We start from the raw sequence: 10,629 nt of genomic DNA, 5'->3' as shown, positions 1-10,629 counted from the left end.
AAGGTGAGTGACTTGGACGGTCTGCCACTCTTCCCCGCCGGGATCTCGCACAGGCCGACGACGTTGCGGCGCACCTTGTCTCGGGCCATCGCGTACGTCACCGCGCGGTTGAGGATCGAGTGCATGAGGCGCAACGTCCGGGTGCTGACCAGCGACGACTCCGCGCGGAGCCACCTGTCCACGTCCTCGGCGGAAAGATCCGCGAGCCTGCGGCGGCCCAGCGCCGAAACGATGTGATGGTTCGCGATCGTCCGGTAGTTGCTGATCGTGTCGGGAGACCGTCCGGACAGGCCGTAGTCGAGCCAGTACGTCACCGCCTCCTCGACGGTGTACCGCGGCGCGCGGGACGTGATGCCGTCCTCATGGTTACGCAGGATCTCGCGCAGCTTCTGCTTCGCTGCGGTCTTGGTGAGCACCAAGGAGCTGTACCGGGTCCCCGACGTCATGGCTCTGCTTTCGAGCGGCCACACCGTCACGGTCGTTAGCAACAACTCCGAGACCGCGATCCGGGCATTCATCCAGTCCCGCGACATCGCCGACCTCTTCGACGGCGTGGTCGGCCGCACCCGAGCCAGGTACGACGACCTCAAGCCGACGCCCTACCTGCTCCACCGCGCCCTTGGCGAACGAGGTGCCCGGCCGGCCGAATCGTTCCTGATCGGTGACTCACTGACCGACATCCAGGCCGCACGCGCCGCAGGCGTGGCCGCAGTCGCCTTCGCCAACAAGGCCGACAAGCAGCGATCCTTCGCGGCCGCCGGTCCTGACGCTCTCATCCTCGCGATGAGCGAACTCGCAGCGGCTGCCTGACCGCCAAGCTGCGGGCGCAGCGTCGGCGCGCTGTGTTCAGACTTTCTTCTCTGTATCAAGGGGCGCCTGCGGCGCCAGACGCCCGGGGCTGCGGCCTCCGGCCGGTCCCCGCGCGTCGCATCGGCGCGCCTACGCGACGAGGTGCCCAATACCGGTCGTGATGGCCGCGATGTTGGCGACGTAGGGCAACGCAACCAGGATTCCATCCCACATTGATTTGAGGATAGTCTTCCGAGGGGCGTCTCTGGCGAGTTCTTCGATGCCCGCAAGGAGTTCGGCCGCTCGACTATCCACAGGGGAACCATACTGGAGTGCTGCTACCAGCATCCCTGCGATACCCGATGCCCTCGCCGGGCGGGCAGATCAACAGGATGGCGGCCCGTGTTATCCCGACGACCTCCCGGAGTGCTACCGCACGGAGGCCCGTGGGCGGAGTTGTCGTAGCTCGACTTGCGGCGGCGCCGAGGGCCGCCAACGGGCCTCCGTGCGGTTGGGCTGTGCCAGGTCGACGGGATGGCACTCAGGAGCGCGGGTGCGGCTGAGCCGGAGCGAATCCAGAGTGGAACGGAATCTGCCCGGCCCATCCGAGCGGGGTATGAAGTGCCCTCCGCATCTACTGCATCGAGGCCGGTATCCTGCGCCTTGATCTGACTGTCCCGTGAGGTGGGCTGTCGCCGACACAGGATGAGTTGATGAGGACCGAGCCTCCGCCCGAGCGACGCCTGAAGTTCTACGGTCTCAATGACTACGGAACCTACTATCAAGCACGGCAAGCTATAGAGGTCATCGAGCAGTATGATCCGGGAGTATCGCCGCAATGCATGGCTGATGTTCTTGAGCTCTACAATGCGCAGCTCTTCATCGAGAACGACCTAGTCCCGATCTCTTACCGTGCGACTGAACGGGAAGCGATTAAGGGTCGCATCCCTGAAATCCGCAAAGCGGTTGCCCGGTACTTCAATTCTATCGATGATGCAAACATCGAAGATCGTATTGTCGATGTGGACTATTCACATCACGACGACCTGCTGACCCTGCTTGCAAAATTCAAGGTCTTTCAGCGTTGCGCTGCGGAACCGCTACTAGCTGCACTCGATGAGACCAAAGTTGGCTTGCGCCAGATGCTCGCATGCAGAGATCTAGTGAGGTCATACAACGAAGAGCTGCGCATGAGGGTTGTGTCGACCCCAATGAACGCAGAACACATACTCCACAAGAACCTTGAGAAGGGAGGCGAGTCGTCGATCCACCTCCCCTCCAGCCTCACGCCTGGCGACATGCGCGCCCTCATAGAGGCCTACCTTGACGAGGAAGATGCCAATCCCAACTTCGTGAAGCTCGTATCTCTTGCGAGGGTAAGCGCGAAGCATGGAATAGATGCCAGGCTGAAACTGAAAGCGAAGCGCAAGTACGACGCCTGGGTAGAAGACTTCTTCAAGACCGAGTCCGGCATCCGGACTGGCTGCGAGGTGGCGATATCCGATCAGCAGGATGAACCAAAGGAATGCACGATCGACGGCTTGTCAATTAAGTTGTCCTTCAGTAGGAAGTGGCTTGAGGAGGGCCTGGACTACCCGACCATCCTCAATAACTTCATCTATTTGTTCGAGTTCGTGGATTCGAGAATGATACTGACGCTGCCTTCGTACATGGCTCGACTCGGCACCCTGGAGCGTGTTATTGGGATAACGGGCGCGCAGGACTACCCGGTCGGCACCGCCTTCAGGACGAGCGAGAACCTATCGACACTGTGTGTCGTTGCTTACGACCGGTTCTTACGGCTACACGGAGTTGAGCTGGAATCAGTCATCTCATGGTTCTTTGCGGACTACCTCAACCTTGAGTTCGGCGCTAGTGCCTTCAAGTTCGTGCCTTCGAGTGTTACGGCGTCGTATCTTGAGCGGTGCCGGCATCTGTTCTCCGAGATGGAGAGTGTTGTCCGACAGTACACACTTTACGTCGAGAATGGCGAACTAGATCGCGACCTCCTCTTGATGTCATCGGAGCAGGTTCGTTACAAAGAGATCCCCAGCCTGATCGACGGCAAGTATGTCTACCCCAGTGATAGCTCGACGTTCCAGAGGATTATGCACCTCATGTTCTCTGATCAGTCTGGGCTGGCATACATCAACGAGACCTTGAAGGCAGACGACGCCGCCACGTTGATCTCACGAAACCAGATCACAGTCAATGAGTTTCATGACTACCAGAAGTCCTACCTCGACTTCTTGACCCAAGTCGGCATACTCGAACTTGATAATGGTTGCGTTAGATTCGTGGACGCCGGCCAGGTTCGGTTCCTGCGAAGTCTCTATTACACGGAGGCTGCAAGCTATTTCCATTACCCCACTTCTGTGCGCGCTGCAATTGATCAGATGGTTACCGCAGGCTGGCTCGTCCAGGAAAAGACCTTGCTGACGCGCGCTGAGGCCAGCTACTACAATTACTGTTTAAATCAGTCGGAATTTAGTAATGGACCCGATCTTCGAAACAAGTATCTGCATGGCTCACAAGTTGATGCCAGCAATGCCGATGAGCACTTCGCGACCTATGTCATCGCACTAAAGTTGCTGGTCGCGCTCGTCATAAAAATGAATGATGACTTCTGGCTGAAGGCCGAGACGTAAGATCCGGTGCTCTCGCCGGGCCTACGCAAGCACAGCTCAGCCAGATCGGAAGATCTTGCGACGCTACAGTCAGGGCTTTAGATCCACCTACACACCGACGAGGCCATACCCGTCGCGCCGCGCCCGGTCCAGGCCAGGAACCCTCCAGTCAGCACGGACGCCCGGAACAAGATCTCATTCCGCAGCCTCCACATACGCACCACCGCCTTTCTGATCGTCTTCCTCACCCGCTTGATGAGCTTCCGAGTCTCGTTGAGGTTGCACAGGAGGAGAAGGAGCGTTGACAGAGCGAGGTGGACGCCGTGCCCGAAGCTGGACTCGAACCAGCAGCCGGACCCAGACCGCGCGCGACGCGATGGAGTTGTGGCTTCAACCTAGCGTGCGACCGGCGCGTGGCCGCCGACGCCGGTACAGATCGGGTACAAGTCGAGGTCGACGCCCGACGTCACCAGCCGACACTCGACGGCATGGAATGGCAGGTCAGCGCATGATCGACCGCGAAATCCCTGGTCGGACGCAGTTCACCAACAACTGCAGCGCCCTCGCCGGGCGGGCAGACCTCTGGGATGGCGGGGTGCGGCATCTCGTCGGCCTCCCCAAGGGCTACCACACGACGTCCCGGGGGCAGAGCTTGACGGCGTTGGCCGGCGGTTGCGTCGAGGGCTGCACCCGGGACGCCGCGCGGTCGGGTTGCACCAGGCCGACGGGATGACGCACGAGCCCCAGCGTGGTTGGGCGGAGCGAACGCCCTGCCAGTGTCCGTCACGTCCCGAGACACATCAGCACGAACGCCCAGCTCAAATGGCACGCGATGGCACGGCCCGTCAGCGCCTGAGCCATCGCGTCCGCCTTCACACCGAAATGCTCATGCCTTCGCGACGAGGATTACCCCGGGGCTGATCTGTCCGTCGGCGGGAAGTCGGAGCTCGGCCGTCGGCTGCAGGCCGGCCTGCTCAACCATCGCGACGAGCTGGTCTGGCTGCCACAGGTGGGTCGTCCAGCGCACTGGGACCCCCTCCGTATGCCTCGGTGCGCACGAGGTCGCCATCGCCGGCGTGTGTCCCGATGATCAGCTGGCCGCCCGGCACCAGTGCCCTAGCGAAGGACGAGATCACCTGCGGCAGGACGTGTCGAGGCAGGTTGAACAGGGACCACCAGCCCACTATGCCGCCCCACAATCCCTCAGCTAGATCGAGGTCCGTCGACGACCCGACGGTAAACGTGCACTCCGGATGCAGGCGGCGCGCGTGCTCGATCATGCGGGGTGACAGGTCCACTCCCGAGACGTCGAGCCCGCGTTCGGCCAGGTAGGCGGTGACGGTGCCCGGTCCGCAGCCGACGTCGAGCACCGGGCCGAGCCCGCCGACTGCGTCGGCGAAGGCGTCCATTGCGGTGCGGTGCCACGGCATGAGGCGAATGTCGCCGAGGCTCGTCGTCGCCACCATGTCCACGTAGGTGTCGGCCACGCGGTCGTAGGAATCGCGGACGAGGTCAAGATCCGGAGGTTGCGACACCGAAGGTCGACTCACGTCCGCGGCTCTAAGGGGCGTCGGTTCAGGCGTGTCATGGAGCCAGGGATAGCAGCCGGCACCGACAACTCCCGCCGGCCGGTCTGGCGGGGCACATCTGGGGCACATCAGGGCCGGGACAGCCCGACACCCGCTGACACGACGTGGCAGCGGGTGGGCTGGTGGTCGAGGGCTTCGAGGGGGAGGCGCAGGCAGTAGAGGAGCCTGGTTCGCGTTAGGAGAGCGGCTCGCGGCGAACGGTGAGTGACTAACTGAGTGACAACCGGGCCGGGGGAGCGGGGACACCGGCGGACGTCGGCGGACTGCGCGCAGGTGGTCACGGCCTCCGAGGCGAGGCTGTGCAGACGCCCCGAGTGCCTGGCAGTCAAGGGGTCAGGGGTTCGAATCCCCTCAGCTCCACCCACTCGGAAACATTCGAACCTTGCCCCTCGTCAACGCGGGGCAAGGTTCTTTCGTTGTGTGTGTGACCGGGGCTGAACACTGACGAACGCCTGAACAGGGAAGACACCGCCGAAGCGCTTGATCCACAACAGCGTGAAGCGGGAGCGGGCAACCGTCAGGCTGCAGGTCGTGAGCGACCAACTGGGCGACAACCGCCGCGTCGATCAGCGGACCGGTGTGGACGACGACGGATAGCACGACCATCCTGAACGCCGTTGTGGCGCTGCTGACGGCAGGATTCCGAGTGTCTGGCAGTCCAGGGGTCAGGGGTTCGAGTCCCCTCAGCTCCAGCCTTCTGACCAGGCGGTATTCGTCGTCTGAGGTCTCTCCGCGATTGTCGTGGTGCGAATCGATCCAGCGATGCTGTTCGCTTGACAGTCTCGCCCGCCGCGTCGTTGGCGCAGCGGTCGCCTGCGGGGGCGGCTTTTCCGGTGATGTATGGCGTGAGCTAAACCTGCCAACGGAGGCCGCAGGTGGGAGATCTACCTGACCGGCGAGGTGCACGAGTGGCTCGACGAGTTGCTCCACGGCGACGAGGACACGCACTACCAGGTGGTCGCGGCGATCGAGGCCCTCGCCGAGGGTGGGCCGAACTTGGACCGTCCGTTGGTCGATCGGATCAAGAGCTCGTCGGTGCACAACGTGAAGGAGCTGCGTCCGGGGTCGGCGGGAGCAGCGAGGTGCGGATCTTGTTCGCGTTCGATCCGTGGCGCAGCTCGGTCCTGCTGGTCGCGGGGGACAAGGCCGGGCGCTGGACCGAGTGGTACCGGCAGGCGATCCCGCGGGCCGAGCAACTCTACGAGACCTATCTGAAGGACGCACAGCTGAGGAGTGCAGGTCATGAGCACCGTTCGGTGGTCGGAGATCCGTGGTGAGCATGTCGCGGCTGCGGGGGAGGAGCGGGTCGAGCAGGGCAAGGCTCGGCTGCTCGGTCAGGTGCGGGCGCATCGGCTGGCGGAGACGCGCAAGCGCCGTGGGCTGACTCAGCGGCAGGTGGCTGCGGCGATGGGGGTGACGGTCGGGCGGGTGAGCCAGATCGAGAACGGCGAGCTTGCTGGGATCGACGTGCTCGACCGCTACGTGCACGCACTCGGTGGGAACTTGCAGATCGTGGCGAACTTCGGGGACGAGCAGATCAAGGTAGGCTGAGGCACCCGCCGAGTGGCTGCCCCGGGCGCAGGTGAGTGACTATCTGAGTGACAACGACCGCGCCGGACGATGAATCCGGGCGGACACCGGCGGACGGCTCGACCATTCGGAATGGCTTGGAAACACAGGCCGAAATGGTGCCAGGAGTTCCTGAAAGTCAAGGGTCAGGGGTTCGAATCCCCTCAGCCCACCGAACATAGAATGCAAACCTACCGGAGTGAGTCAATTCGGGCGATGCATTTCTTCGACCATTCAGGCCCACGGGAAAGTGCAGAGTGTCGTCGGTCAAGTGGATGTCACAACGCGCGTCCCAGATGAAGGCGCTCACCGACTCCTCAAGGCATACGGGCCACGCTCATCGTGCCCCCGCTTGGTCCGTCTGCCTGTCATCTCGCTCCCATGGTCGAAGCCCCGACGGGACCGGGGAACCTCGGTGGCACCCTTGGCGGCGATGGGCGTCGGAGCCGTCGGCCCAGGGCGTCAGACCCGCCACACGGGGGCGATGGTGCGGCGGTAGCCGGAGCCGAAAATGCCCCCGATGATCGCGACGACCGGCGCCGGCACGTGTTCGGCGACGGCGCTGCGATCGTCGGCGTCCGGGCTGTCGGTCAGCCAGGCGAAGTACCGCCCGGCCTGGGAGATGGACTGGGACTTCATGAATTTTCGCGACATCGCCTTGAGTTCGGGCCCGCCCGCATGGGCGAGGAACACCGGCTCGATCTCCGCCTCCTCGTGGTCGAGGTGATCGTTGGTCACCGTCTGCAGCGTCTGGAAGGACTGGAGTGCCGCCTCGGCGTCCCGGGTCCGCGCGGAACTCGAGAACGTGGTCATGTCCTCGTGCAGGCGGCGCAGGGCGGCTGCCATCTTGTCGTGCTCGGCGTCGAGATTGGCGAGGCGAGCGGGTTCGACGCCAAGGACCTCCAAGGTCGGCCAGACGATCTCGTGCTCATCCTTGTGGTGGCGGGTGAGCTGCTCGTCGAAGTTGTTCCAGGCGAGCCCCAAGGCCCTGGCGCGCCTCGGGTCCTCGGCAGCATAGGAGCCCAGGGCGTCGATAAACCGCTGCAGGTCACGACGGACGGCGTTGTGGATCACCTTGTTCATGCTGCGGGAGGCCATGCAGGGGACGGTACTGCGAACTGTTGTGCTCGTGCGCAGCCGACGCCGTCATCGCGAACGCAGGTTCACATCGTGCACGGCGAGGAAGTAGTCGTTGTCGACGCCGAGGTCATCGACAGGATGCCGTCGGTCCTGCTGCCGAGGACGAGCAGACTCGACCTGCCCATGACCATGATCGGCATCTGGGCTGGGGGAGCCGTGTTCTTCGCGGTTGCCGGCTCCCAGACGCCGATCATGAGGCGTCTCGGCCCCGGATCCGCTCCGACTCCTTCGCGATCTCCCACAGGCGACAGGGCCACACCGGTGACGCCTTGGTCGGGTACTGGCAGCCGAGGCAGTGCCCGGTCGAGTCGGCCGTGTGCTCGACGAGGATCCGGCGCAGAGCCGCGGGTGAGTACGTGAAGGCCAGGATCTCGGCGATGTCGCGGATCTGGTCGGTGGGCTGCTGGGCCACGTCCGAGCGCCCGATCAGCTCGGCTGCCGGATCGGCAAGGTAGGGAACTTGCTCTGACGGCCCTTGCTGTCGGACCGCCCGGTCGAGGCGCGCACGGCGTCAAGTCTGCTGATCATGGTGGCCAGATGCAAGGCGCCTCGGCACGTGCATCCGATTGTGCGATGCGGGCAGGGAGCCGACGCCCGCGGCCCTGCTGGGCGTCGGTGTCCTACCGCATCGAGAGGTCGACGGCGAGCGCGCCCAGCGCGTCGCGCAGGGCATCCGGGGCCCGGTGCTCCTCGCGGATCCAGTGACCGATCTGCTCGGCGGAGAGCGCGGAGAGCAGGACGTCCGCGCGGACGGCGGCATCGCGCGCGTCACCCGCGGTGAGCAGGTCGACGGCGTGCTGGCGCCAGAACCGGTGGGCTCCGCTGCGCAGCCGCGCGCCGGTGCTTGCGGTCTCGCTCATGGCGACGAGGTCGAGATGCGCGATCACGAAGTCCAGGTACTCGCGGGTGAACGCCGCGAGCCGCTCATGAGCGGGGGCGCCGGGTCCCAGCGGCGGAGGGCCGTTCAGGATCCGCTGTCGTAGCGCACGTTCCCGCTCGTCGAGCAGGGCCCCGGCGAGACCGCTCTTGTCGCCGAACCGCCGATAGAGCGTGCCCTTGCCGACGCCGGCGGCGGCGACGACGTCGTCCATCGACACCGCGGCGACCCCGCGTTCGGCGAACAGCCGCTCAGCGGCCTCGAGCACGCGCGCGCGGTTGCGAACGGCGTCGGCCCGCTCACGCACCGCCTGCCGACCGATCACCGGCGGTTCGACCGGCTCGCCCGATCGTTCACCAGCCCTCGGCATGCTCGGCCTCTCCGTCCTTGACGATCCGGACTGTAGTCCGTATGTTTCGGCGCAGGCAACGGGACCGTGGTCCGAGTATTCGGAGGGTTGTCGCATGACAGTGGGAGCACCATGGCGAACCAGGTGACCCACCCCGATCCCGGCGTCCTGCAGGTCTGGTCCGACCTGCTGTGCCCGTTCGCTCACGTGGCGATGTGCGGGCTGCGAGCCGCCCGTGCCGAACTGCCGCCCGGCGACCCGGCCGCGGCCGTCCAGTTCGAACACCATGTGTTCCCGCTCGAGCTGTTCAACGGACCGCATCCGCGCCGCGGCACCGACAGCGAGGCCGTGGGGCTGGGCCAGATCGTGCCCGCCGCCGGCTTCCGGCTCTGGACCGCTCCCGATGATCGCTATCCGCATACCGTGCTGCTCGCCGCCGAAGCGGTGCTCGCCGCGTCCGCGCAGAGCCTCGCCGCCGCAGATGCCCTCGACGCGGCGTTGCGCACGGCCTTCTGGTCCCAGAGCCGCTCCATCTCCCACCGCCAGGTGATCCTCGAGGTCGCCGGGGAGGCCGCGGCCGCCCAGCCCGAGGCGGGGCTCGACGTCGAGGCGTTGACGGCCGACCTCGACACCGGGCGATACCGGGCGACCCTGTTCGGCGACTATGCGATCGCGCAGACCGACGCCATCGCGGGCAGCCCGACGATCCTGCTGCCCGACGGCAGCTCGGCGGCCAATCCCGGGATTTGCGTGCATTGGGAGGGTCCGTGGGCCGCCGGATTCCCCGTCGTCGATGCCTACGACCCGACCGTGTACGCCGACCTGCTCCGTCGCGCGGCGGTCGGCGCCCCGGCGGACGCGACCCGCGTCGGACTGCCGTAGCGCTCCGGATCGCACCGCCGCGGTTCCTCAACCCGATCATGATCGCGGTCGGACCCCGAGCAGGAGCGAGCGTCTCAGCAGCCCGGACTCGATCGCGGCGACCACCTCCCGGCGTCGGGTGAGCCGATCGGCCACCACCCTGGGTGGCTCGATCGCGGCGAGATCGTCCGCGGCCTCCTCGATCCCGCGCAGCCACGCCCGCGCGGTGTCGAGATAGGTGGCGGTGACGTCCTGCTCCTCGACCTCGACGAAGCCGGCCGACCACAGCATGTCCCGGTACCGGCCGCGGCTGGTGACGGCGGGCGGGCCGGCCTGCGCGGCCCGGCGCCGCCCCGCGGGGGAGAGCCCGGGCGCGACGACGATGGTGAAGAAGGCGGTGCGTCCGCCCGGGCGCAGGACGCGTCGGCTGGCTCTCAGCACGGAGAGCTTGGGGGTCAGTCAACACATCACGTCGGCGTGGCCGACCGCGTCGAAGGTCTCGGCAGCGAAGGGGAGATGCTGACCCGTCGCCGCGATGACCGCGCACCGCGTGTCGAGTCCCTCCCGCACCGCCCGGAGGGCCGCGATGCCGAGGCCGTCGCCGGGCAGGTCGGCGAGCACCACGGCGCAGCCGGTGCGGGCCGCGAGGTAGAGGCCGGGCCAGCCGCGGCCGCTACCCAGGTCGAGAAGCCGCCGTCCCGGACGCAGATCGAGGTGCGCGGCGAGGTCGTCGGCCTGGGCGAGGGTCGTGTAGCCGTCGGCGCCGAAATCGGCGCCGATGACCCGGCGCTCGATGTCGTCGGTGACGGCGCCGCGGGGCATCGGCGG

Annotated in this window: 13 protein-coding genes and 1 pseudogene; 7 read left to right on the top strand and 7 right to left on the bottom strand. The window is 65.7% G+C overall.

Annotation, left to right across the window (positions count from 1 at the left end; all coding sequences use genetic code 11):
* The coding region (locus tag ACFQE5_RS06275; protein WP_449301263.1) for a tyrosine-type recombinase/integrase at positions 1 to 416 on the bottom strand (416 nt) is incomplete at its 3' end.
* Here ACFQE5_RS06275 and ACFQE5_RS06270 point away from each other — a divergent pair.
* The 3 genes from ACFQE5_RS06270 to ACFQE5_RS06260 all read left to right on the top strand — a co-directional run bounded on the left by ACFQE5_RS06270 (position 409) and on the right by ACFQE5_RS06260 (position 4,149).
* Positions 409 to 810: an HAD family hydrolase gene (locus tag ACFQE5_RS06270; RefSeq protein ID WP_379583799.1), complete on the top strand. Its 402-nt coding sequence runs from the start codon at positions 409 to 411 to the stop codon at positions 808 to 810. The two genes, ACFQE5_RS06275 and ACFQE5_RS06270, sit on opposite strands and share 8 nt — an antisense overlap.
* A 692-nt stretch (positions 811 to 1,502) precedes the next feature.
* A complete protein-coding gene (locus ACFQE5_RS06265; RefSeq protein ID WP_379583797.1) occupies positions 1,503 to 3,437 on the top strand; it encodes a hypothetical protein in 1,935 nt (644 codons plus the stop codon).
* A gap of 487 nt (positions 3,438 to 3,924) precedes the next feature.
* Positions 3,925 to 4,149, top strand: a complete 225-nt coding sequence (locus ACFQE5_RS06260) for a hypothetical protein (RefSeq protein ID WP_379583795.1) — start codon at positions 3,925 to 3,927, stop codon at positions 4,147 to 4,149.
* A 241-nt stretch (positions 4,150 to 4,390) separates the two neighbouring features.
* Here the strand turns inward: ACFQE5_RS06260 and ACFQE5_RS06255 are convergent, their stop codons facing one another.
* On the bottom strand, positions 4,391 to 4,903 hold the full coding sequence (locus tag ACFQE5_RS06255) for a class I SAM-dependent methyltransferase (RefSeq protein WP_379583793.1): 513 nt from the start codon (positions 4,901 to 4,903) through the stop codon (positions 4,391 to 4,393).
* Positions 4,904 to 5,905: 1,002 nt separating this feature from the next.
* Here ACFQE5_RS06255 and ACFQE5_RS06250 point away from each other — a divergent pair.
* The 3 genes and pseudogenes from ACFQE5_RS06250 to ACFQE5_RS06240 form a co-directional block, all read left to right on the top strand.
* A pseudogene (locus ACFQE5_RS06250) lies at positions 5,906 to 6,028 on the top strand (type II toxin-antitoxin system RelE/ParE family toxin); the annotation flags it as partial.
* A gap of 59 nt (positions 6,029 to 6,087) precedes the next feature.
* A complete protein-coding gene (locus ACFQE5_RS06245; RefSeq protein ID WP_379583791.1) occupies positions 6,088 to 6,282 on the top strand; it encodes a type II toxin-antitoxin system RelE/ParE family toxin in 195 nt (64 codons plus the stop codon).
* On the top strand, positions 6,248 to 6,556 hold the full coding sequence (locus ACFQE5_RS06240) for a helix-turn-helix domain-containing protein (RefSeq protein ID WP_379583789.1): 309 nt from the start codon (positions 6,248 to 6,250) through the stop codon (positions 6,554 to 6,556). The genes ACFQE5_RS06245 and ACFQE5_RS06240 overlap by 35 nt, the downstream gene beginning before the upstream one ends.
* A gap of 480 nt (positions 6,557 to 7,036) precedes the next feature.
* Here ACFQE5_RS06240 and ACFQE5_RS06235 read toward each other — a convergent pair whose 3' ends face one another.
* The 3 genes from ACFQE5_RS06235 to ACFQE5_RS06225 all read right to left on the bottom strand — a co-directional run bounded on the left by ACFQE5_RS06235 (position 7,037) and on the right by ACFQE5_RS06225 (position 8,961).
* Positions 7,037 to 7,672, bottom strand: a complete 636-nt coding sequence (locus tag ACFQE5_RS06235) for a hemerythrin domain-containing protein (RefSeq protein WP_379583787.1) — start codon at positions 7,670 to 7,672, stop codon at positions 7,037 to 7,039.
* A 232-nt stretch (positions 7,673 to 7,904) separates the two neighbouring features.
* Positions 7,905 to 8,126 (bottom strand): hypothetical protein, encoded by a 222-nt coding sequence (locus ACFQE5_RS06230; RefSeq protein ID WP_379583785.1) that lies wholly within the window; start codon positions 8,124 to 8,126, stop codon positions 7,905 to 7,907.
* Positions 8,127 to 8,334: 208 nt separating this feature from the next.
* Positions 8,335 to 8,961: a TetR/AcrR family transcriptional regulator gene (locus tag ACFQE5_RS06225; RefSeq protein WP_379583783.1), complete on the bottom strand. Its 627-nt coding sequence runs from the start codon at positions 8,959 to 8,961 to the stop codon at positions 8,335 to 8,337.
* A 111-nt stretch (positions 8,962 to 9,072) separates the two neighbouring features.
* On the opposite strand from ACFQE5_RS06225, the gene ACFQE5_RS06220 reads away from it, so the two are divergent.
* Positions 9,073 to 9,822 carry a DsbA family oxidoreductase gene (locus ACFQE5_RS06220; protein WP_379583781.1) on the top strand — a complete coding sequence of 250 codons (750 nt, stop codon included), beginning with the start codon at positions 9,073 to 9,075 and terminating at the stop codon, positions 9,820 to 9,822.
* Between the two features lie 36 nt (positions 9,823 to 9,858).
* Here the strand turns inward: ACFQE5_RS06220 and ACFQE5_RS06215 are convergent, their stop codons facing one another.
* Both ACFQE5_RS06215 and ACFQE5_RS06210 read right to left on the bottom strand, forming a co-directional pair.
* Positions 9,859 to 10,242, bottom strand: a complete 384-nt coding sequence (locus ACFQE5_RS06215; protein ID WP_379583780.1) for a hypothetical protein — start codon at positions 10,240 to 10,242, stop codon at positions 9,859 to 9,861.
* A gap of 18 nt (positions 10,243 to 10,260) precedes the next feature.
* The gene (locus ACFQE5_RS06210; RefSeq protein ID WP_379583779.1) at positions 10,261 to 10,623 is read right to left on the bottom strand and encodes an SAM-dependent methyltransferase; all 363 of its coding nucleotides are present in this window, start codon (positions 10,621 to 10,623) and stop codon (positions 10,261 to 10,263) included.
* Between the last annotated feature and the right edge of the window lie 6 nt (positions 10,624 to 10,629).

The organism is Pseudonocardia hispaniensis (genome assembly GCF_042658695.1).
Lineage (GTDB): Bacteria > Actinomycetota > Actinomycetes > Mycobacteriales > Pseudonocardiaceae > Pseudonocardia > Pseudonocardia hispaniensis.
This window is presented reverse-complemented; position numbering and strand designations above follow the sequence as displayed.